The sequence below is a fragment of the Rhodopila sp. genome (assembly GCF_035548235.1).
Lineage (GTDB): Bacteria > Pseudomonadota > Alphaproteobacteria > Acetobacterales > Acetobacteraceae > Rhodopila.
In genome coordinates, this window is sequence record NZ_DASZTJ010000268.1 from 1 (window position 1) to 21,297 (window position 21,297).

The 21,297-nt window shown below is 66.7% G+C and carries 17 protein-coding genes; 6 read left to right on the forward strand and 11 right to left on the reverse strand.

All coding sequences use genetic code 11. The annotated features are described in order from the left end of the window. From VHB27_RS21395 to VHB27_RS21415, 5 genes are all read right to left on the reverse strand, one after another. Nucleotides 1–1,108 (reverse strand): threonine/serine ThrE exporter family protein (locus tag VHB27_RS21395; protein WP_325604387.1); only part of this gene is annotated, 1,108 nt, incomplete at its 3' end. 1 nt (nucleotide 1,109) lies between these two features. After that, complete coding sequence (fumC, locus tag VHB27_RS21400; RefSeq protein WP_325604388.1) at nucleotides 1,110–2,588, reverse strand: class II fumarate hydratase; 1,479 nt, start codon at nucleotides 2,586–2,588, stop codon at nucleotides 1,110–1,112. A 70-nt stretch (nucleotides 2,589–2,658) separates the two neighbouring features. After that, a complete protein-coding gene (locus VHB27_RS21405) occupies nucleotides 2,659–3,447 on the reverse strand; it encodes a cyclase family protein (protein WP_325604389.1) in 789 nt (262 codons plus the stop codon). Beyond that, nucleotides 3,447–4,349 carry a dioxygenase gene (locus VHB27_RS21410; protein WP_325604391.1) on the reverse strand — a complete coding sequence of 301 codons (903 nt, stop codon included), beginning with the start codon at nucleotides 4,347–4,349 and terminating at the stop codon, nucleotides 3,447–3,449. The genes VHB27_RS21405 and VHB27_RS21410 overlap by 1 nt, the downstream gene beginning before the upstream one ends. Nucleotides 4,350–4,415: 66 nt before the next feature. Then, nucleotides 4,416–4,826: a MarR family winged helix-turn-helix transcriptional regulator gene (locus tag VHB27_RS21415; RefSeq protein WP_325604393.1), complete on the reverse strand. Its 411-nt coding sequence runs from the start codon at nucleotides 4,824–4,826 to the stop codon at nucleotides 4,416–4,418. A 67-nt stretch (nucleotides 4,827–4,893) separates the two neighbouring features. Here VHB27_RS21415 and VHB27_RS21420 point away from each other — a divergent pair, with 67 nt between their 5' ends. The 4 genes from VHB27_RS21420 to VHB27_RS21435 all read left to right on the forward strand — a co-directional run bounded on the left by VHB27_RS21420 (nucleotide 4,894) and on the right by VHB27_RS21435 (nucleotide 10,615). Next, nucleotides 4,894–6,696 carry a chloride channel protein gene (locus VHB27_RS21420; RefSeq protein WP_325604395.1) on the forward strand — a complete coding sequence of 601 codons (1,803 nt, stop codon included), beginning with the start codon at nucleotides 4,894–4,896 and terminating at the stop codon, nucleotides 6,694–6,696. A gap of 91 nt (nucleotides 6,697–6,787) precedes the next feature. Beyond that, complete coding sequence (locus tag VHB27_RS21425; protein WP_325604396.1) at nucleotides 6,788–8,035, forward strand: amino acid ABC transporter substrate-binding protein; 1,248 nt, start codon at nucleotides 6,788–6,790, stop codon at nucleotides 8,033–8,035. Between the two features lie 215 nt (nucleotides 8,036–8,250). Further along, nucleotides 8,251–9,138, forward strand: coding sequence for a pyruvate, water dikinase regulatory protein (locus VHB27_RS21430; RefSeq protein ID WP_325604398.1), 888 nt, complete (start codon nucleotides 8,251–8,253; stop codon nucleotides 9,136–9,138). Nucleotides 9,139–9,322: 184 nt separating this feature from the next. Continuing rightward, the gene (locus VHB27_RS21435) at nucleotides 9,323–10,615 is read left to right on the forward strand and encodes an MFS transporter (protein ID WP_325604400.1); all 1,293 of its coding nucleotides are present in this window, start codon (nucleotides 9,323–9,325) and stop codon (nucleotides 10,613–10,615) included. Between the two features lie 42 nt (nucleotides 10,616–10,657). Here the strand turns inward: VHB27_RS21435 and VHB27_RS21440 are convergent, their stop codons facing one another. From VHB27_RS21440 to VHB27_RS21465, 6 genes are all read right to left on the reverse strand, one after another. Then, nucleotides 10,658–11,860: an NAD(P)/FAD-dependent oxidoreductase gene (locus VHB27_RS21440; RefSeq protein ID WP_325604402.1), complete on the reverse strand. Its 1,203-nt coding sequence runs from the start codon at nucleotides 11,858–11,860 to the stop codon at nucleotides 10,658–10,660. Nucleotides 11,861–11,999: 139 nt separating this feature from the next. After that, on the reverse strand, nucleotides 12,000–13,292 hold the full coding sequence (locus VHB27_RS21445) for an NAD(P)/FAD-dependent oxidoreductase (protein ID WP_325604404.1): 1,293 nt from the start codon (nucleotides 13,290–13,292) through the stop codon (nucleotides 12,000–12,002). Between the two features lie 36 nt (nucleotides 13,293–13,328). After that, the gene (locus VHB27_RS21450) at nucleotides 13,329–14,732 is read right to left on the reverse strand and encodes an MmgE/PrpD family protein (RefSeq protein ID WP_325604406.1); all 1,404 of its coding nucleotides are present in this window, start codon (nucleotides 14,730–14,732) and stop codon (nucleotides 13,329–13,331) included. Between the two features lie 33 nt (nucleotides 14,733–14,765). After that, nucleotides 14,766–15,506: an amino acid ABC transporter permease gene (locus VHB27_RS21455; RefSeq protein WP_325604408.1), complete on the reverse strand. Its 741-nt coding sequence runs from the start codon at nucleotides 15,504–15,506 to the stop codon at nucleotides 14,766–14,768. Between the two features lie 3 nt (nucleotides 15,507–15,509). Next, nucleotides 15,510–16,181 (reverse strand): amino acid ABC transporter permease, encoded by a 672-nt coding sequence (locus tag VHB27_RS21460; RefSeq protein WP_325604410.1) that lies wholly within the window; start codon nucleotides 16,179–16,181, stop codon nucleotides 15,510–15,512. 105 nt (nucleotides 16,182–16,286) lie between these two features. Then, a complete protein-coding gene (locus tag VHB27_RS21465; RefSeq protein ID WP_325604412.1) occupies nucleotides 16,287–17,141 on the reverse strand; it encodes a transporter substrate-binding domain-containing protein in 855 nt (284 codons plus the stop codon). A gap of 155 nt (nucleotides 17,142–17,296) precedes the next feature. Here VHB27_RS21465 and VHB27_RS21470 point away from each other — a divergent pair, with 155 nt between their 5' ends. Both VHB27_RS21470 and VHB27_RS21475 read left to right on the forward strand, forming a co-directional pair. Then, complete coding sequence (locus VHB27_RS21470) at nucleotides 17,297–18,079, forward strand: IclR family transcriptional regulator (RefSeq protein ID WP_325604414.1); 783 nt, start codon at nucleotides 17,297–17,299, stop codon at nucleotides 18,077–18,079. Between the two features lie 239 nt (nucleotides 18,080–18,318). Next, nucleotides 18,319–21,276, forward strand: coding sequence for an FAD-binding and (Fe-S)-binding domain-containing protein (locus VHB27_RS21475; protein WP_325604416.1), 2,958 nt, complete (start codon nucleotides 18,319–18,321; stop codon nucleotides 21,274–21,276). The last annotated feature ends 21 nt before the right edge of the window (nucleotides 21,277–21,297 follow it).

The following is a 21,297-nucleotide window of genomic DNA, read 5'->3' on the forward strand; positions in this document are numbered from 1 at the left end:
CCGCCTGCATGATCGCGAGCGCGCCGACGCCCGCTCGAAATGCGAAAGAGCCAGGGATCATCGCAACGATCCCCGGAAACGCGAAGACGACCGGCGGCACGTCGAACTGCCGCGCGACGATCCGGGCAATCAGCGCCGCGACCGCCGCGCCGACCAGCGAGCCGCTGGCGAGGCTCCAGCCCGCGTGACTGAGCGCGGTGCGAAGCCCGTGCCCGGACATGCCGCACAGGATGCAGGCCCAGATCGCCCAGGCCGGCACGTTGAACAGCAGGGCAAAGCCGACCGCCCCCAATCCGGCGACGAGCACATCCTCGATCACCGACAGGGATTGCGGCGTCCCGCCCACGGGGAACGGGTCACTGGCGAACAGGGCGGCGAGGAACAAGCCGAAGGTGATCGCGACGACGGTGATGGCGGCAATCGCGAGCCGCCCGACACCCATGCCGATATGACCGGCCAAGGCATCCCGCACACCGTTGATCAGGGGCACGCCGGGGGTCAGGATCATGCCCGCGGTGACAAGGCACAGGGCCGGCGACACTCCCGGAAAGGCGCGCATGCCGACGGCGCCCACCAGACCGGTCAGCAAGGCGATCACGAAAGCCGAGGCAATGGGATTGGCGTGCCACGCTCCCAGGCGCTGGCGCAGCAGCGTGCTGACCGCTCCGACCACCGCCGATACAACGACGACCGGCGCTTCACCGCCGAAAAGCCGTGCCAGGCATGCCGCGGTGATACCCATCCCGAGCACGACCAGCCATGCCGGGTAGCGGCCGTGCGCCGTTTCGACGCCGGAGAGGGCCTGGTCGATCTGGGCCATGTCACCGTTCGCCCGAGCGATGTGGTCGAGCCGCATCAACGCGCCCATGTCGACCGTCATGCCCGCGATGCCGTGACCGAGCTTGGTGCGGAAACTGGCGTCGTTGTCGACGGTCAACAGAAGGCCCTCGGGCCAGATCAGCAGATGCGTATCATAGCCGGCACGGCCGACCAGGGCTTTGACCTTCCCCTCGATAAGCTGGGTGTCGGCACCCTTGGCGAGCATCAGCCGGCCGAGCCGCAACGCGACATGAGCGATGACGCCCGCGGGAACGGACCCGTCGGACATGTCAGGCCCCTGCGAGGCCTGACCCGATCATGTCCAGGGGCCGCACGATCTGGTCGAACTGTTCCTCGGTCACCTTGCCGGAGGCCAGCGCGGCGGCTTTCAGCGTCGTGCCTTCCGCGATCGCCTTCTCGGCGATGTGCGCCGCGTTCTGATAGCCGATCACCGGCGACAGCGCCGTGACCAGCATCACGCTGCCCTCCACATAGGATTGGATCGTATCCCGCTTGAGCTCGGTGCCCTCGACCGAGAATTCCCGGAACTTCGCGCACCCGTCCGCAAGGATGCGCGCGGAATGCAGGAAATTGTTGATGATGATCGGCCGCATGGCGTTGAGCTCGAAGTTGCCCTGGCTGCCCGCGAAGGCGACCGCGCTGTCATTGCCCATCACCTGGATGCAGATCATGACCATGGCCTCGCATTGGGTCGGATTGACCTTGCCGGGCATGATGGAGGACCCAGGCTCGTTGTCGGGCAGCTTGAGTTCCCCGAAGCCGCATCGCGGACCGGAAGCGAGCCAGCGCATGTCGTTGGCGATCTTCATCAGCGCGACCGCCAGGTCACGCAAGGCGCTGTGTGCCCGCACCATCGCGTCGAGCGAGCCTTGCGCGACGAATTTGTTCGGGGCGGTCACGAAAGGCTTGCCGGTCAGCTCGGCGATCTTCCCGGCCACGTCCTTGGAAAAGCCCTTGGGCGCGGTCAGCCCGGTGCCGACCGCGGTCCCGCCGACCGCGAGCTGATACAACCCACCCCGACTGGCCTCGATCGCGGCGATGGCGTCGCGGACCTGTCCGGCCCAACCGTGCCATTCCTGTCCCACGGTCAGCGGCACCGCGTCCTCAAGATGGGTGCGGCCGATCTTGACCACGTCCATCCAGCCATCGGCCTTGCGCTCGATGGTGTCCGCGAGCTTCGACACCTGGGGGACCAACATGCCGTCGATCGCTTCGATCGCGGCGATATGCATCGCGGTCGGGAACGTGTCGTTCGACGACTGCCCCATGTTCACGTCGTCATTCGGCCCTACCGGACGCTGCGAGCCGAGCTTGCCGCCGAGGAGCTGGATCGCTCGGTTCGAAATCACCTCGTTGACATTCATGTTGCTCTGCGTTCCCGAACCCGTCTGCCACACGAAGAGCGGGTAGTGGTCGTCGAGCGCTCCGCTGATCGTCTCATCGGCCGCTCGGATGATGGCGTCTTTCTTCCATACGGGCAGACGTCCCGCCACGTGGTTGACCAGCGCACACGCTTTCTTCACGTAGCCATAGGCGTGATAGACGGCCTTCGGCATGCGGTCGCTGCCGATATCGAAATGATGCAGCGACCGTTCGGTTTGCGCACCCCAATAACGATCGGCCGGCACGTCGACGGTGCCCATGCTGTCGAACTCCTGCCGCGTGCCGGTCGCCATCAGCCCGATCGGGATATTCTGGAGTGTCGGGGTTTCGCTGGAGGAGGAAGCGTCCTGTGGTCGAGACGTCATGGTTTTGTCTCTTCATGATGTGCGCGCGCCCAGGGTCGCGAAGGCTTGTCATCCGTCCCTGTCACGCTCTCTACGTGTTGAAGATCGCCACCGCCCGCGTCCATCCGGCCGAAGCGCGGTGCACTTTCACGGGGAAGCAGACGACGTCGAACCCGTCGGCCGGCAGCGCTGCCAGGTTCCCCAGCTTCTCCATCTGGAAATACCCGATCTCCCGCCCTGCGCGGTGACCTTCCCAGATCAGGCTGACGTCACCTGTCTCCTTCACGCGCTGACGCGTGAAGGAGAACGGGGCGTCCCAGCTCCAGCCATCGGTTCCGACCACCCGCACGCCGCGCTCGGCCAGCCAGAGCGTGCCGGCCTTTCCGACGCCGCAGCCGCGATCGACGAAATCGTCTTCGCCATAGCGTGCGCCGGCCGCGGTATTGACCAGTACGATCTCCAGCGGCCGCAGCTCGTGACCGATGCGCTTCAGCTCCGCTTCGATGTCCCCCGGCGTCGCCACGTACCCGTCCGGCAGATGACGGAAATCGAGCTTCACGCCGGGCTGGTAGCACCAGTCCAGCGGCACGTCGTCGATCCGCCAGGATGGTTCGCCGCCCGGCTTCAGCGCGTGGTTCATGCTGGAGAAGAAATGATACGGCGCGTCCATGTGCGTGCCGTTATGGGTGCTGATGGTGACCGTCTCGACGGCGGCGTATTCGCCGTCGGGCAGGTCTTCGACTCGCACGCCCATGTAGTCCGCCATGGCAGGGGCCGTGTCATGGTGATCCATGTACTTGATCTGCGGCAGCATATGCGGCGGATCGCTCTTGATCCCCGCCTTCAGCGGGGAGGAGATATCGACGATCCTGCGGGCCATTACTCCGCCGCCTTCATCAGCTTGGTCGGATCGGCGCCGACGCGGCCGGATTCCCCAGGTGCCGCCTTGGCCAAACGGAAATCGTAATGCACCGCGCGCAGGCCGGGGATGGGTGATGCCGGGTCGTCCTTCGCTTCCACCACCAGCGCCTGTGACACGCCGAAGACCGTGTCGCTGTCGATGTTCGGATCGTCGCCGAAATAGAGTGCCGTGACCAGTTCGCGATGGCCTTCGGCGCCGATCAGGCAGTGGATATGCGACGGCCGCATGCCATGGCGGCCCTGGGAGACCACCATCGTCCCCACCGGCCCGTCCATCGGGATGGAATAGCCCAGCGGCCGGACCGTGCGGAAATGATAGGCACCGTCGGCGCCCGTCATGAAGTTGCCGCGCATGTCCATGGACTCGCCCTGGCGTTCCTGCAGGTCGTAGCCGCCGCGCTCGCTGGTCTGCCAGACCTGGATCAGCGCGTTCGGCAGCGGGGTGCCGTCATTGTCGGTGATCTTGCCGTAGATCACGATCTCCTCGACCGTCGGCGTCTCGACGATCTGCGCGCCCATCGGCAGCAACGGTGCGCCCTCGCGGTAGAACGGCCCCAGCAGGCTGCTCTGCGACCCGAGTTCCCGCGCCTTCTTGTCGTGCAGCGCGTTGACGACGGCAGACAGGCCCAGCACGTCGGATAGCAGGATGAATTCCTGGCGCAGCGGCGTGCAGGCATGGCCGACCTGGGTCAGGAACTGGATGCCGGTCAGCCACTCCTCCGGCGTCAGGTTCACGTCGCGGGCAAAGGCATGAAGGTGACGCACCGCGGCGTCCATGATCTCCTTCAGGCGCGGATTCTTCGTCCGAGCCATCTGCTCCAAGGCCTCGTCGGTGACAGTGAATTCGTCGAGGTCGCGCATGGATCGTCTCCATCGGTTTGCCACGGAGACTAGGGCAAAATGAATCACCGGGGAACACGGGTCGCATCAGCCCGCCCCGGTCGTTCCGATCGCCTCGGCCAGCGCCGGTCCCAGCGTCCGCAACTCAGCGAGATGGGCTTCCGTCAGCGTGCGCAGCAGGGCCTCCGCCTGCTCCGTCAGCCGCAGGTCCACTTTGCGGCGATCGCGCGTGGAGCGGGTCTTGGTCAGCAATCCGGCCTCCACCATCCGTGCCACCAGTTCCGCGGCGCTGTGGGGCGCGATCAGCAGCGCCTCGGCCACCGCGCCCACGCCCGGCGCCTCCTCCCCGACGTGGCCGGCCAACGCCAGCAGGGCCTGGTGCTGCTGCGGCGCCAGCCCGACGGCGGACGCCGCGGCCTCACTGAACGCAAGGAACCGGCGCAGGCGGTACCGGAAGGCGGCGATCGCGACGTACTGCGCTCGCGTCAGGGCTGGCATGTCAGGTGTCATGGCTATTATGTCGTATCACGATATATAAGGCCCATCCAAAGACCGAGGAGCCAGTATGCCAGAACCCATACCAGTCACACCGCTGACCGTTCACAGGCGGCGGCTGGCCGATTTCATGGTCGATCCGCGCCTGCTGGTGCTGTCCGCCATGGCGCTCGTGGCCGGTTGCGGCGGCGCGGCCTCCGCCTGGGTCCTGCTCAAGCTGATCGCGCTGGTCACCAACCTCACGTGGTTCGGCATCATCAGCACCGCCCCCGCCAACATGGCGCTGGCGCGGCCCAACGTCTGGATGGTCGCGGCGCCGGCGCTGGGCGGCCTGATTATCGGCCTGATGGCCCGGTTCGGGTCCGACAAGATCCGCGGCCACGGCATCCCCGAGGCCATCGAGGCCATCCTGATCGGCGGCAGCCGCATGTCGCCGAAGGTGGCAGTGCTGAAGCCGTTGTCCTCGGCGATTTCGATCGGCACCGGCGGTCCATTCGGCGCCGAGGGGCCGATCATCATGACCGGCGGAGCCATCGGCTCGTTGTTCGCGCAGTGCTTCCACCTGAGCGCGGCGGAGCGGAAGACACTGCTGGTCGCCGGCGCGGCGGCGGGCATGACCGGGATTTTCGGCACGCCCATCGCCGCGATCCTGCTGGCGGTGGAGCTGCTGCTGTTCGAATGGCGCCCGCGCAGCTTCGTGCCCGTGGCAGTCGCGTCGGTCACCGCGAACTGCCTTCGTCCCCTGATCTTCGCCGCGGGGCCGCTGTTTCCGTTCGCGGCCGATCCGGCTCTGCCCTGGTGGGGCATTCCGGCCTGCGCCGGCTTGGGCATCGTGCTCGGCCTGTTCTCCGGCCTGCTGACGCGCCTGCTCTATGCGACCGAGGACGCGTTCGAGCGCCTGCCCCTGCACTGGATGTGGTGGCCGGTACTGGGCGGGATCGTCGTGGGCCTGGGCGGCCTGATCGAGCCGCGAGCGCTGGGCGTCGGCTACGACGTCATCGGCGACCTGCTGTCCGGGCACTTGGTGGCGAGCACGGTGGTGACGATCCTGCTGGTGAAGGCAGTGATCTGGCTGGTCGCGCTGTCGTCCGGCACCTCGGGCGGCGTGCTGGCGCCGCTGTTGATCCTGGGCGGGGCACTGGGCTGGGCGATCGGACTGGACCTGCCGGGGCCGCACGGCTTCTGGGCCTTGCTGGGCATGGCGGCCATGCTGGGCGGCACGATGCGCGCGCCGCTGACCGGCACGTTGTTCGCCGTGGAGCTGACCGGCAACACGCATGTCCTGGTGCCGCTGATGGCCGCCTCGGTCACCGCCTTTGCCGTCACCGTCCTGCTCCTGCGCCGCTCCATCCTGACCGAGAAGATCGCGCGGCGCGGCCAGCACGTGACGCGGGAGTACACCATCGACCCGTATCAGTTGACGCGGGTGCGGGACGTGATGGTCCACGATGTCGCGACCCTGCCGGCGGATATGACGATCGAAGACGCCGTCGCGGCGCTGCGGCACGGCCCTCATCGCGTCTATCCGGTGCTGGACGCAGCCGGCCGGCCGGTCGGCCTGGCAACCCGGGCGGACGCGCTGCGCTGGCAAACGGGGAAAGAGGAGATGCGGGAGCGGCTGGGAGAGCGCGTGTCCGACGCCTCGCTGGCAGTGCTGCATCCCGATGACGTGGCGACGCACGCCGTCGACCTGATGCTGGCGACCGAACAGGGTCGGATTCCCGTGGTCGAGCCGAAGACCGGCCAACTGGTCGGCCTGGTGACGCGCAAGGACCTGTTGCAGGTCCGCGCCATGGTCTGGCGCAGCGAAAGCGAGCGGGCCGCCTATCTCGGCCCCCGGCCCCGGCGTTCCACGGTCGCCATCGCCCCCTGAAGCGGGGCGGTGCGCCTTCGGTCGGGCCTTCCCGTGGGCGCGGGTGTCTGACATAGTTGACGCATAATAAAGATTCCGAGGGAAACGAGCCATGCTGACACGCCTGGCAGGCGCGCTGTTCGCCATCGCATTGCTGCTGGCGCCCGCTGTTGCGCGAGCGGCCGACCCCATCACCATCGGCTTCGGCATGGCGCTGACCGGCGGCCTGGCGCCGAACGGCAAGGCGGCGCTGCTGGCGATGCAGATCTGGGAGCAGGAGGTGAACGCCAAAGGCGGCCTGCTGGGGCGGCCGGTGAAGCTAGTCTATTACGACGACCAGTCGAACCCCGCGACCGTACCGGGCATCTACACCAAGCTGCTGGACGTCGATAAGGTCGATATCATCGTCAGCGGCTACGCCACCAACATGGTGGCCCCCGCCATCCCCGTCGCCATCCAGCACAGGCGCATGTTCCTTGGCCTGCTCGGCCTTTCGGCGAATTCGGAGTTCAATTACCCGAACTACTTCTCGATCGCGCCGACCGGTGGGGACCATCCCAAGCAGAGCTTCTCGAAGGGGTTCTTCGAGGTCGCCAAGAGCCTGGACCCGAAGCCCAAGACGATCGCGCTGGTGGGGGCGGACGCGGAATTCCCGCACAACGCCCTGGACGGGGCGCGGGAGCTGGCGAAGGAGGCCGGGTTCAAGATCGTCTATGACCGGTCCTACCCGCCGACCACGACCGACTACAGCCCGATCATCCGCGCGATCCAGGCGACCAATCCGGACCTGGTGTTCGTCGCGTCCTATCCGCCCGACAGCGTCGGCATGATCCGAGCGGCGAACGAGATCGGGTTGAAGGCGCGGCTGTTCGGGGGCGGGATGGTCGGATTGCAGGCAACCGCAATCAAGACCCAGCTCGGCCCGCTGCTGAACGGGATCGTCGATTACGATTTCTGGCTGCCGGTCGGGTCCTTCGCGACGCCGGAGGCACTGGACTTCCTCAAGCGCTACCAAGCCAAGGCGGCCGGGGCCGGCGTCGACGCCCTGGGCTTCTACCTGCCGCCCTTCGCCTATGCGGACATGCAGGTGCTGCAGCAGGCGATCGAGGCGACCAAGGGCCTCGATCAGCAGAAGCTGGCCGATTACATCCGGTCCCATTCGTTCCAGACGGTGGCCGGCCCGATCACGTTCGGTACGAATGGCGAATGGACGGAGTCGCGGGTGCTGGAGGTGCAGTTCCGGGGCGTGAAGGGGAACGACGTCGAACAGTTCAAGGACCCGAAGGTTGAGGTGGTGCTGTATCCGCAGTCGTTGAAGAACGGCGAGGTCGTTACCCCATATGCGGGGGGCAAGCCATAGCCCTTCGCCGCCGTCATGGTCGCGCTTGTCCCCTTGGGGATGGGGTAAGCGGATATTCGGCATCAATCCCGCCATGAAGCGGAGGTGCCGGTTCCGGCCCATTGCGATGCCTCTGGAGCCGCCGCCGCCGCGACGAAGGGGCATCTGGCTCGGCCGGTTCCAGCGCCTGACGATGCCACGCTGACAGGGCCGCCGCCGGCGCGTAAAGTCGGCCAATGGACACGCCCCGGGTCAATCTCCATCTGGTTTCCGATGCCACCGGCGATACGCTGAACGCGATCGCCCGAGCGACGACGGTGCAGTTCGAGCATGCGACGGTGGTGCATCATCGGTGGAGCCTGATCCGCACCCGGTTCCAGCTCCACCGCGTGATCGAGGGTATCGAGGCGGAGCCTGGCCCCGTCCTGTCCACGCTGATTGACCGTGCGCTGCGGGGGGAGCTGGACACGGCCTGCCAGCGCCTGGGCGTAACGGTGGTCAACGTGCTGGACCCGGTGCTGGACGTGCTGCAACAGGCGCTGGGCCAGCAGGCGGAGAACCGGCCGGGACGGCAATATCAACTGAACGCCGACTACTTCTCCCGTATCGACGCGATGCATTACGTGCTGGCGCATGACGACGGACAGGCGCAGCCGGGTTTGGCGGAGGCCGACGTCGTGCTGGTGGGGGTATCGCGCAGTTCAAAGACCCCGACGTGCTTCTATCTTGCCAATCGGGGAATCAAGGCGGCGAACGTGCCGCTGGTGCCGAACCTGCCGATCCCGGCGGAGCTGGAAACGATCCGGGTGCCGGTCATCGGCCTGACGCTGCAGCCCGAGGCGCTGATCGACATCCGCCGCCACCGCCTGCGCCTGATCGGCGGCGGCCAGGAGACGGGGCCGATGCGCCAGGACAGCGTCGACTACGTGGACGAGGACGCAGTGAAGGCGGAGTTGCTTTGGGCCCGACGGTTCTGCACCGCCAGGGGCTGGCCGACGATCGACGTGACGCGGCGGTCGATCGAGGAGACGGCGGCGACTGTGCTGCAGTTGATGGAGGCCTGGCATGATCGGCAGACCCGGCAGCCGGCCCCCAATCCCGGCAATGCCCAACCCCTGACCTGAAGCCTGCTGGCCTGATCCCGACCGAGCCGACCGCCGACCCGGACGCCCCGGGGCCGGCCACCCCGCGCCTCGCATGGCCGAAGTCACAAGGCCGAAAACTTGCAGATACGGCCAAGGCTTGTAGCCTTCCTTTCGCGCACGGCCGCTTCCGCTGATCCGGCTGTCGCCAACAAAGGAGGATGGCGTGTCGGACATCGAAACAAGAACAATCCGCAAGGTCGCAATGCGGCTGCTGCCGTTTATCTTCATGCTCTATATCGTTTGCCTCATCGACCGGGTGAATCTCAGTTTCGCGGCACTGACGATGAATCGCGACCTGGGCCTGAACCCGTATGTCTACGGCCTTGGCGCATCGATCTTCTTCATCGGGTATTTCGTGTTCGAGGTGCCAAGCAACCTGCTGCTGGACCGGGTCGGCGCGCGGCTCTGGATCACGCGGATCATGATCTCCTGGGGCCTGACCTCGGCCGCGATGGCGCTGGTACGCGGCGAGGCCAGCTTCCTGATCGTGCGCTTCCTGCTTGGCTTTTTCGAGGCCGGGTTCTTCCCCGGCATGATCCTTTATCTCACCTTTTGGTTTCCCGCGGCCTATCGTGCTCGGGTCATCGCTGCGTTCATGCTGGCGATTCCGGTCACCGGCGTGATCGGCGGCCCGCTGGCGACGAGCCTGCTGCAGTTGGACGGCACCCTGGGCTTGACCGGGTGGCAATGGATGTTCCTGGCGGAAGGTATTCCCGCTGCCTTGCTGGGCTTCGTCGTGCTGGGCTTCATGACCGATCGGCCGTCCTCGGCGAAATGGCTGACGCAAGAGGAACGGCAATGGCTGGAGACCACGCTGGCGCGGGAGCGGGATGAGGTCGAGGGCGTACACAGCCAATTGAGCCTGTGGCAGGGGCTGGTCGACCCGCGTGTGCTGGCCCTGTCCCTGGTGTATTTCGGTATGGGAACCGCGACGTATGGCGTGGTGTATTTTCTGCCGCAAATCATCAAGGGCTGGGGCCTGTCGACTTTGCAGACCGGTTTCGTTGCGTCCGTTCCCGACATCCTCGGCACCATCGGCATGCTGGTCTGGGGCTATTTCTCCGACCGCCAAGCCGACCGGCGCAGCGGCGTGGCGACGACCCTGTTGCTGTGCACCGCGGGGCTGATCGGCCTGGGGGCGTTCAGCGCGTCGCCCTGGTCGCTGATCGCCATGGCGATGGTCTCGATCGGGCTGAACGCGTCGCGGCCGCTGTTCTGGGCACTGCCGTCGGTGTTCCTGAGCCGGACCGCCGCGGCGGGGGCGATCGCGTTGATCAACGCGCTGGGCAACCTGGGCGGGATCGCGGGGCCGACGATGCTGGGCTGGGTCAGGACGTCGACGGGCAGCTTCGCGGACGGGCTGTACTTCCTTGGCTTCTGCACCTTCGTCGCCGCGGTGCTGGTGCTGGTCGCGCTCCGCGCCCCGTCGCGCGTGGCGGCGTCGCTGGCACGGTAGGTTTCAGGTGGCGCCGCCGGTCAGCCGCGGCGCCACCTGTCGCTAACCGAAACGCCGGTCGATGGCGTCGCGCAGATTGTACCACTCGGTGATCCAAGGTACGAACCAGGGCCGGCCGTCGTACCAAAAGCGATCCGGGAAATGGGACGTCTCGAACGCCGACGGACGCTCCTGCACGCCAAGAGCGCGCCGCGCCACTTCCCGCCCGAGATAGCTCATCATCGCAACGCCGCTCGCGTTGCAGCCGACGGCGTAGAACAGGCCGTCAACCTCGCCTAGATGCGGTTTACGATCGAAGGTCATCGCGACACGGCCGCGCCAGCAATGGCTGACGCGTGTGCCCCGCATATCCGGCCACACCTGGCACATGATCCGATGGATGAGAACGGCCGCGTGCCGCTCGGGCGGATCGACGGCGGCCGGCCGCGCACCGAAGATGATCCGCGTTCCGTCAGGCGACGGACGCATGGCGATCAGGTTGCGTTGGGAGTCCGATACCATGCGGCCGCCAGGCAGAAGAGCCGCCATCCGCTCCCGCGGCAACGGTTCGGTCGCGATATGGTAGCTCGCCACTGGGATGAGGCGCCTGCGGAAGAACGGCAAGGTGCCGGTCCCGTAGCCGTTCGTGGCGATGATGACCTTTCGGGCGGCGATTTCGCCGCGCGCGGTCCCGACAGTGAACCCGGTCCCGGAGGGCGTGATCGCGCTGACCGCCGTGTGCGAGAACAGCGCAGCACCACGCTTGCGCGCCAGCCCACGCAGGGCGCGGTGATACTTGGCCGGGTGCAGGCTGCCGTAGTCTTCGACCAAGATGCCGCCCCGATAGAAGTCCGTGCGAATGACCTCACCAAGCCGCTCGCGCGAGACATCCTGCACCGAGACGCCGGTGTGCTTCCGCAGCAATGCGCCCAGTCGCAGCAGGCGCTCGTAGTGTCCCGGCGAATAGGCCGCAAGGAACCGCCCGCAGCGCTCGAAATCGGCATCGAGCCGCTCGGTTTCGATGAGATCCGTCACGTAGGCAAAGGATGCGATCGTGTCGCGCAACATCCCGGCAAGCTGTTCGGCTGTTACGTTTTTCGTAGGGCCGGCCAGAAGAATTTTCTGCCCGCCGGTGATCCCGCCGGTCGAGCGCGTGCTGGCGCCGATACCGAGCGGTCCCGCGTCGAGCACGACCGCCTGAACGCCGCGCCGTGCCAGTTCGGCCGCGGCCGACAGTCCGCAATAGCCGCCGCCGACGATGACCACCTCAGCCGTTTTCGGCAGGTCCTGCTCCGCCGGTGTGGTGTCCGGCGGAGCCGCATCCCACCAATACGGATCGGGCTTGAAGGTTTCGTGCAGAATCGAAGCGGATGCTCGCATGAGATGCCGTCTCCCGCTCGGATGATCAGGCCTGTGCCCGATCCATCCAGTCCCGGAAGTGGTACCAGCCGCTGACGATCGGCAGGAACCAAGGCCGCCCTGCGTAATAGGGTTCAGTCGGGAAGTCGGGCACGTCAAAGGCACACGTCCGGTTCGCCCGCCCCAGCAACCTGAGCGCCGTCTGGTGTCCCAGGTAGGTCATGAGCGCCACGCCGTTACCGTTGCAACCGACAGCGAAATGGATGCCCTCGTCCGTGCCCATGTGCGCGACCTTATCGAAGGTCATGGCCACCTTGCCGCGCCAGCTATGCGTGATGCGGAAGGGCGCGAGCTTCGGCCACACTTCGACCAGCTTGCGCGAGAGGACGCGCGCGGCCGCTGCCTCGTTCATCTCGATGAAGCTCGGCCGGCTGCCGAACAGGACGCGCGTCCCGTCCGGTGACGGCCGCGTGTAATACAGCTCGCGCTGACTGTCGGAGATCATCCGCTGGCCCGGGTTGATCTCCCGCAACAGCTCTGCCGGAAGGGGTTCGGTCGCGATCTGGTAGCTGTAGACGGGAACGATCCGCCGGCGCAGCCGCGGCGTCGCCTTGCCGGTATAGCCATTCGTCGCAACCACGACCTCGCGGGCACGTACGATGCCGCGCCCGGTCACGACGCGAAATCCCGAACCATCCCGTGCGATGTCCCGGACCGGTGCGTGCGAGTAGAGCCGGGCACCGGAGCGCCGGGCGAGGTCGCGCAGCGAGCGATTGTACAGGCCGGGATGCAGGCCGCCATATTCGTCGACGACAATGCCGCCGTGATAGAAGTCGCTACCAATGACGCTGCGCTGTGCGGAGCGCGGGATGTCATGAACGGTGACGCCGGTCATCTCGCGCAAAAGCTCGCCCTGGCGCCGCAGGCGGTCATAGTGCTTGGGCACGTAGGCTGCGAAGAAGCGGCCGCTTTTGCGGTAGCCGGCATCGAGCTTCTCCTGGGCGATCAGGTTCTCGATATAGGCGAACGATTCGACGGAGTCGGCGAGCAGGTCGGACACCCGCTCACGCGCCTTGCCGCGCACGGCGCCGGTCATCACCATCTTCTGTCCGCTCGACACCATGCCGCCGCTGCGTGTACTCGCCCCCGCGCCGAGTGCGTCGGCGTCGAGCACGATTGCATCGGTCCCGTTCCGGGCCAGCTCCGTCGCCGCCGACAGGCCGCAATAGCCGCTGCCGACGATCAGTACGTCAGCCCGCTCCGGCAGCGGGTCGCGCGCCTCTTCGGGCGGTGCGGCATCCCACCAATAAGGATCGGTGCTCAGTCGAGAAAGATCCATCGCCTTACCCTCCTACCGCTTGGTTCGTGCGCGCATTCACGGACGAGCCGAAGCGGCTTCGTCCTGGCAAAGCAGGGCGAAACCGTGAGCGGCATCCGTTGAATGCGCCGTAGCCGACAATGTCTCGAACGCCCTTTCGGCCCTCACCTCGCCCAGCACCGGCGCGGCGCAGGCAAGGAACTTCGTGCGCAATTGCTGTCGGGTCAGGCGGTGCGCCCGGCTGCCGCTCGGCTGTTCGGTGAAACGTTCGAGCACGGTGCCGTCGATCAGCGTCAGCCGCAGCCTGCTCGCAAGCGAGATGCCGCCCTTCGGCTTGGGCAGCGTCACATCCGGATGCATCGTCACCTTGCCCATCAGGCGGCGGATGACGGGATCCTGGACGACCGCGTCGTCGAACTGGGCAATACCGAGGCAACGATGGACCAGGCCGGCCGCCAGGCAGAACGGCATGCTGAACTTGCCTTCGAGCGCGGTTTGGGCCCAGTCATGGATCAGGATACGCGGCGTCGCCTCGTCCACATCGATGTCGATGCGTTCGACCGCATCGACTGGGATCGGCCGTTCCGCCAGCAGCGCGAGGAGGCCGTCGACAGCGGTGTGGGTGCTGGTGCAGCAGGGATAGGCCTTGATCGTGATGCCGGGGTCCACGAAGAGCCATGGCTCGCCGAACTGGGCGGCAAGAGAGTCGAACCCACCCTTGCCGTCGAATACCTCGATGAAGCCGAGCGGGCCGAACAGGCTGCCGGGCGTCGAGGTGAGGCCGCTCAGAGCGAGTTGCGCCGCCAGAAGCCCGTTGCGTGCCGCGCTTCCCGTCTGGATGCATTTTGCGTCGCTGCCGAAATTGCTGCGCAAGCCGCCGGCAAGTGAAGCCGCGATGCCGAGCGCATGACGCATCGTTTCGGCATCGAGTCCGAGGACCCGCCCGGCCGAGACCGCCGCCCCCAATACGCCAAGCGTCGCCGTTGCATGGAAGCCGTGCTTGTAGTGAGCCGGATTGATGAGTAGGCCAAGCCGCATGACCAGTTCGACGCCGGCGATATACGCGTCGATCAGCCGTTCTCCGCTCGTTGCGACCAGGGACGAAGCGGCGACCGCCGCCGGCAGAACCGTCACCGTCGGATGGGCCAGCGAATACTCCGGCTCGTCATCGTCGAAATCGTGGAAATGGCCGGCGATCGCATTGACGAGCGCTGCCTCGCGGGCAGGCAGCCAACCGCTACGCGCGCCCCAGAGCGGTGCCGCACCAACGGACGGCGCCGCGGACGGCTGGAGCAGTCCGGCCATCAGCCTGGCCGGATCGGAGATCGAACCGGCCACCGCCACACCGGCGAAATCGAGGATGTGGTCGACGGCGGTCGCGCGTGTCGCGGCCGAGATTGGCGGCGGCGCGTCGCTGATGCGCCGCGCCAGCGCAAGTTCGCTCTCGGTGGGATCTGACATGAAAAGAAGGCCTCACCTTGATTGGAAGGGATTTCAGGAACGCGCGATGCGCAGCCGAGCCAGCGCCCCGGGTTGGGACGTTTCGGCCTGGGGCGTCGCGGCCATGGTGTGGTTCTCGTGTCGGCCGAGCCGGCGTTCGAGCCTGCGGCTGAGCGCCGAGAGCGCCGAACAGATGGCGAAGTAGATCAGGAGGATGACGCCATAGAGCAGGAACGGCGACAGACCGCCTTCCATGACCGTCGCGCGCTCCATGACGATCTGCCCGGTGCGCAACAGCTCACGCACCCCGATCAGCGCGCCGACGGAGGTCGCCTGGACAAGCTGTGTCGTGAGCCCGAGATAGGGCGGCAGGATCGGCCGCAGGGCCTGGGGCAGGATGACGAGGCGCAGGACCTGCCATGGCCTGAGGCCGAGCGCGGCGCTCGCCTCCCTTTGCCCCGCGGGCACGGCGAGAATGCCGGCGCGAATGATGGTCGAGCCGTTGGCCGCCCCCCACGCGCCCAGCCCGACCAACGTCGCGCCGAACGGATCGAGTCCGATCCCAAAGCTCGGGGCCACGAAATAGACCATCATGACGGTCACGAAGAGCGGGATGTCCCGCATCACCTCGGAGATCACCTGGGCCAGACGTCGCAAGACGGGATGGCGCGCCATCAGGCCGGCGGCGAGCAGGGCCGCGAATACCGTCGCTATGACGAGGACGCAGAGGGTCAGCGCCAGGGTCATGGTCAACCCCTGCAGCAGCACTTCATGATTGGCGAGCAGGATTCGCATGGATCAGCGGACCTGGAACGGCCGCTGCAGACGTAGCTGCAGATGCGCCGCGCCGGCGGACAGTGCGAGTACAAAGACGAGGTAAAGGACGCAAATCGCGCTGAACAACTCGATCGTCCGGAACTCGAGCGCGACCCGGTCGATCGCGACGAAGGTCATCTCCGCCAGGCCGATCGCCTGGAGGTAGGACGAGTTCTTCAGCATCGCGATCGCGGTGTTGAGCAGCGACGGCAAGGCGATCCGGAGCGCCAGCGGGAACGCGATGAACCAGAGGTAGTGCCAGTGCTTGAGACCAAGCGCCTCGGCCGCTTCCCGCGTGCCGCGGGAGACTCCCAGATAGCCGGCCCGGAAACTGTCCGCATGATAGGACCCGCCCCAGAGCGCGAGCGTGAGGACACCCGAGGCGAAGGCCGAGAGCCTGATGCCCACGGCCGGAAAACCGTAGAAGACGAAGAATAGTTGCACAAGCAACGGGGTGTTGCGGATGAAGGAGACATAGCCTCTTGCCAGGGCCGCGACCCCCCGCTTGCCGGACAGGTCGAGCAGTGCGGCGGCAGCGCCGATCAGCAGCGACAGCACGATCGACAGCACGCTCACGAGCAGGGTCATCCGCAAGCCCGCCAGCAGCGCCGGCAAGGTGTGCCACAGATATGCCCAGTCAAACCCGTTGGTCATGACCTCGACCTGATATCACATCCGAAGCCTCGAACGCGTCCGTAGCGGACCGGCGGCAAAGCGGACCAGGCCATCCCGTCGGGCCGGATCCGCTCAGCAACGACATTACTTCTTGGGCGGATCGGTTTCGTAGGTCTTGATCATCTCGTCCCGCACATAAGGGTCGGCGATGACGGTTGGCACGACCTTCGAGTAGAACTTCTCGGCGCGCAGCTTGCCGATGGCGGCATCCAGGAAGGCTTTCCATTGCGGCTCGTTCTTCCGGATGCCGGCGCCGATATACGAAACGTCGAACATTTCGCTTTCAGGCAGCATCTTCAGGTCCTTGTTCGCCGAGATGATGGAGAACAGGACCGACGTATCGCCCGTGTAACCATCGGCGCGCCCCTGGCGCAGCGCCTGCAAGGCATCGGCCACCGTGTTGAGGCGGAGCGTCTGGATGTCGGGCGCGTTCTTCTCCAGCCAGACGGCCTGCGAGGCTCCCTTGAGAACCGCAAGTGTCTTGCCCTTGAAGTCGCTGACCGTCTTCGCGGTCCCGGTCTTGAGCTCGATCACGTTGCTGGCGCCCCAGGCGTAGGGCACGGTGAAATCGATGACCTTCTGCCGCTCCGGATAAATCCCGAGCGTTGCGATGATGACGTCGATCTTCTTGCCCATCAGGGAGGGGATGCGGCTTTCGGACGTCACGCATTGCAGCGCGGCCTTGTCCTCGGAACCGAACGCCATCTTGGCGAGGCGCTTCGCCATCTCGACCTCGATCCCCGCGAAGTTGCCGTTCGCATCGAGAAAGCCGGCGGGCGGGTAATCGCATTTGACGCCGACGCGCAGGCTGCCTTGCGACTTGATGAAGTCAGGCAAGGGCGGCAGATCGGCCGCCTTGGCAGCGGAAGCCGCGACGACGATGGCGACGAAGCTTAGAAAAAGACGACGGCATGAGCCGCCCGGGGACCCAAGACGCATTTTGAAGCTCTCCACAACCTTGATTACGCCGCCAACACGGTCACCGTTTCGACGTTTGGAAACGGTGACTCCATGCTGCGTGCCGGTCAACAAAAAATTCATATTATGGTGTATTGATGTTGAATATATCCATAATATGGAATATTGAGGAGATCATGACGAGAACATCCGGTACCCAAGCCCTGGAACGCGCGATCGCACTGCTGGAGGCGATCGCGAACGCTCCGGAAGACGGCGTGAAGTTGGCCGACGTGGCCGAAGCCTGCGCGATCGAGCAGCCGACGGCGCATAGAATCGCGACACGCCTCGAGAGCAGTGGCCTCGTTGCCCGCGTGGGCGATTCCAAGCGGTTTTGCCTCGGGCCAAGGCTGTTCCAACTCGCCATGGCAAGCGCGGAGGGTGGCGGCCTTCTGGGTAAGGCCCGCCCGTCCCTGCTCCGGCTCGCGGTCATGAGCGGCGACTGCGTCTTCCTGATGGTCAGGTCCGGGTTGGACGCGGTCTGCCTCGATCGCCAGGACGGCGACTATACTATCCGCAGCCTGACCGGCCGCATTGGCGGCGCCACGCCGCTGGGCCTGGGCACCGGCAGCGTGACCATCCTGTCCTATCTGCCGGCCGAGGAGCGCTTGGAAATCCTAGCGGGCAACCGCACCCGGATCGAGGCGTCAGGCCACCCCTTGCCCACTGAAGAAGAGATGGCGGCGATACGCGCGTGCGGCCACAGCTACGAGGTCAGCACGACGATCGCGGGCGTTGTCGGCGTAGCGGTCCCCATCCTGACGCCCAAAGGCCGTCCCCTGGGCGCACTGGCGCTCGGCGCCACGGAGGCGCGCCTGCCCGCCGATCGGCTGGATGTCATCGTAGCAATGATGGAGAAGGAGAGACGCGAGATCGAGCAATCCGTCTCCGCCTCACGCGTACTCCTGGAACCGCGATGAGATCGCGGCGCGTCTGGCCCCTGGGATCCTGTGCCCGGCCTAAGCCGCATTGGGTTCGCGATACCACCCAACCCGGTCGATCCGTCGGCGTTGGCTGGACCAGGATCCAGGCATCTCACCGAGATTCTGACGCCGCCGGGCGGCCTCGGCCTGGTTGTTTCACGGAAATCCGATGGTGCCTCACCGTGACAGCCTGATGCCCCGTTGACCCCACCGCCGCGGACAGGCTTCCTCCCACCATGAACGCCCTCGTCCGCCCCACACCCGACGGCCCAGCTCCTGGCAGCCCAACTCTTGCTCGCCGCCTCTCCGCCAACATCCGGGGCGCCGTCCTCTTCGACCCCGCCAGCCGGGGCCGATACGCCACCGACGCTTCGATCTATCAGCAGGACCCGATCGGCGTGATCGTGCCGGAGACGATGGACGACGTCGCCGCCGCCCTCGCCATCGCCCGAGAAGCCGGCGTCCCCGTCCTTCCCCGCGGCGGCGGCACCAGCCAATGTGGCCAGACGGTCAACCGCGCCCTGGTGATCGACTGCTCCAAGCATCTGCGCCGGGTCATCCAGGTCGATCCCGACTCCGCCACCGCCTGGGTGGAACCCGGCCTCGTGCTCGGCCACCTCAACGCCGCGCTGCGCCCGCACAAGCTGTTCTTCCCCGTCGATCCCTCGACCCATGCCCGCTGCACCATCGGCGGTATGGCGGGAAACAACTCCTGTGGCTCCAAATCCATCCGCTACGGGCTGATGGCCGACAACGTGCTGGCGATCGACGCGATCCTGGCGGACGGCAGCCAGCACTGCTTCGGGCGTATCCCCGACAATCTCGGCCCCGACGTCCCCGCCCGCATCGCCGACCTGGTGCAGCGCCTGCGCGCCCTGGGCGCAGCCGAAGCGGACGAGATCGCCGCTCGCTTCCCCAAGCAGCTCCGCCGCGTCGGCGGCTACAACATCGACGCGCTGACCCCGGCGGCCCGAGCGGCGGGGCGCGACAGCCTGGCGCGGCTGCTGGTGGGGTCGGAGGGGACACTGGCCTTCTCGGCAGCCCTGCAGCTCAAGCTGCATCCGGTGAAGCCGCGCAAGGTACTGGGTATCTGCCAGTTCCCCACCTTCCGCGCCGCGATGGCGGCCGCCCAGCACATCGTCAAGCTGGACCCCGAGGCCGTGGAATTGGTCGACCGCACCATGATCGACCTCGGCCGCCAGATCGCCATCTACCGCGCCACTATCGACGCGATGCTGATCGGCGAACCGGACAGCGTGCTGATCGTCGAGTTCCACGGGCATGAGGACGCGCCACTGCTCGCCAAACTGAACGAGCTGGACGCCCTGATGGGCGATATCGGCCACCATGGGGTGGTGCATGCGATCGACCCCGCCTTCCAGGCCGACATCGCAGCGGTGCGGGAAGCCGGGCTGAACATCATGATGTCGATGAAGGGCGACGGGAAACCGGTCAGCTTCATCGAAGACTGCGCCGTCGACCTGGAAGACCTCGCCGACTACACCGCGCGTCTGAACGACGTGTTCGAAAAGCACGGGACCAAGGGGACGTGGTACGCCCATGCCTCGGTCGGCTGCCTGCATGTCCGCCCGGTGCTGAACATGAAGGACCCCAAGGACGTCGCCACCATGCGCGCCGTCGCCGAGGAAGCCTTCGCGCTGGTGCGCGAATACAAGGGCAGCCACAGCGGCGAGCACGGCGACGGGCTGGTGCGCAGCGAGTTCCATCAGGAGATGTTCGGCCCCCGCATCGTCCGTGCGTTCGAGGCGGTGAAGGACGGGTTCGACCCGACAGGGTTGCTGAACCCGAACCGCATCGTCCGCCCGCCGAAGATGGATGACCGGGCATTGTTCCGCTATGGCCCGGACTACGCGCCGATCTCCGGCTTCACCCCCCGGCTGGACTGGTCCGACCACCCGGGCCCGCTCGGCGGCATGCTGGGCGCGGTGGAGATGTGCAACAACAACGGCACCTGCCGCGGCTTCGACGCCGGAGTGATGTGCCCCAGCTATCGCGCCACTCGCGACGAAATCCACCTGACGCGCGGGCGGGCGAACACGCTGCGGCTGGCCCTGTCAGGCCAGTTGGGGCCGGACGCGATGACTTCGGACGCCATGGCCGAGGCGATGGCGCTGTGCGTCTCCTGCAAGGCCTGCAAGCGCGAATGCCCCACCGGGGTCGACATGGCCAAGATGAAGCTGGAGGTGACCGCTGCCCGAACCGCCCGATACGGCCTGTCGCGGCGGGATGCGCTGATCGGCAACCTGCCGCGCTATGCCGCGTTCGCCGCGCGCCATGCCGGGCTGGCGAACCTGGCGACCGGCAACAGACTGGCGCGCCTGCTGGGGGAGCGGTTGTTCGGCCTCGCCGCCGGCCGCCGCCTGCCGCCCTGGCGCGAGGACTATGTCCGCGATGAGGAGCAGCTGGCTTACGAGCCGGCGGACAGCAAGGGTCGCGTCTACCTGCTGGCCGACACGTTCAACCGCTATTTCGAGCCCGAGAACGTCCGCGCCGCGATGAAGGTGCTGGCCGCCGTCGGCTATACTCCTGTCATCGGCCTGGGCTGGGGCCGGCCCCTGTGCTGCGGCCGTACCTACCTGGCTTCGGGCCAGATCGAGCAGGCGCGGATCGAGGCACGGCGGACCATGCGCTATATGGACCAGGATTGGCCGATCGTCGGCTTGGAACCTTCCTGCACCATGACGCTGCGCGATGAGTTCCGGTCGCTGTTGCCCTCGCCGGAGACGGACCGGTTCGCCGGCCGAGTCATGCTGCTGGGCGAGTTCCTGGCGAAGGAGAAGTCCGCGCTGCCGTTCGGCCGCGTCGAGGCGGTGGCGCACGTGCATGGCCACTGCCATCAAAAGGCGTTCGGCGCCTTCCCCGATTCCCTGGCGGCCCTGCGCGCCGTGCCCGGCCTGACGGCGAAGCCGATCGCCTCCTCCTGCTGCGGCATGGCGGGCTCCTTCGGCTACCAGGCGGAGACGCAGGACGTCTCCCGCGCGATGGCCGAGGCCGGGCTGCTGCCCGCGGTGCGCGCGGCAGCGGAGCAGGACCTGATCGTCGCCGACGGCACGTCCTGCCGGCACCAGATCCAGGATCTGGCAGGACGGACGGCGATCCACTCGGTTCGGGTTCTGGAGCGTGCGTTGGCCGCCGCCGGCCAGGCCGGTGTGGGCGCGGCAGGCCAGGGTTGAGCGGGACGCCGGCAGAAAGTC

Coding starts and splice junctions, on each gene's coding strand:
- VHB27_RS21410 (WP_325604391.1), bottom strand. CDS start 4,349: ATGCGCGACCTCGACGAATTCACTGTCACCGACGAGGCCTTGGAGCAG.
- VHB27_RS21415 (WP_325604393.1), bottom strand. CDS start 4,826: ATGCCAGCCCTGACGCGAGCGCAGTACGTCGCGATCGCCGCCTTCCGG.
- VHB27_RS21455 (WP_325604408.1), bottom strand. CDS start 15,506: ATGCGAATCCTGCTCGCCAATCATGAAGTGCTGCTGCAGGGGTTGACC.
- VHB27_RS21470 (WP_325604414.1), top strand. CDS start 17,297: ATGACGAGAACATCCGGTACCCAAGCCCTGGAACGCGCGATCGCACTG.
- VHB27_RS21465 (WP_325604412.1), bottom strand. CDS start 17,141: ATGCGTCTTGGGTCCCCGGGCGGCTCATGCCGTCGTCTTTTTCTAAGC.
- VHB27_RS21405 (WP_325604389.1), bottom strand. CDS start 3,447: ATGGCCCGCAGGATCGTCGATATCTCCTCCCCGCTGAAGGCGGGGATC.
- VHB27_RS21420 (WP_325604395.1), top strand. CDS start 4,894: ATGCCAGAACCCATACCAGTCACACCGCTGACCGTTCACAGGCGGCGG.
- VHB27_RS21460 (WP_325604410.1), bottom strand. CDS start 16,181: ATGACCAACGGGTTTGACTGGGCATATCTGTGGCACACCTTGCCGGCG.
- fumC (WP_325604388.1), bottom strand. CDS start 2,588: ATGACGTCTCGACCACAGGACGCTTCCTCCTCCAGCGAAACCCCGACA.
- VHB27_RS21450 (WP_325604406.1), bottom strand. CDS start 14,732: ATGTCAGATCCCACCGAGAGCGAACTTGCGCTGGCGCGGCGCATCAGC.
- VHB27_RS21445 (WP_325604404.1), bottom strand. CDS start 13,292: ATGGATCTTTCTCGACTGAGCACCGATCCTTATTGGTGGGATGCCGCA.
- VHB27_RS21475 (WP_325604416.1), top strand. CDS start 18,319: ATGAACGCCCTCGTCCGCCCCACACCCGACGGCCCAGCTCCTGGCAGC.
- VHB27_RS21430 (WP_325604398.1), top strand. CDS start 8,251: ATGGACACGCCCCGGGTCAATCTCCATCTGGTTTCCGATGCCACCGGC.
- VHB27_RS21425 (WP_325604396.1), top strand. CDS start 6,788: ATGCTGACACGCCTGGCAGGCGCGCTGTTCGCCATCGCATTGCTGCTG.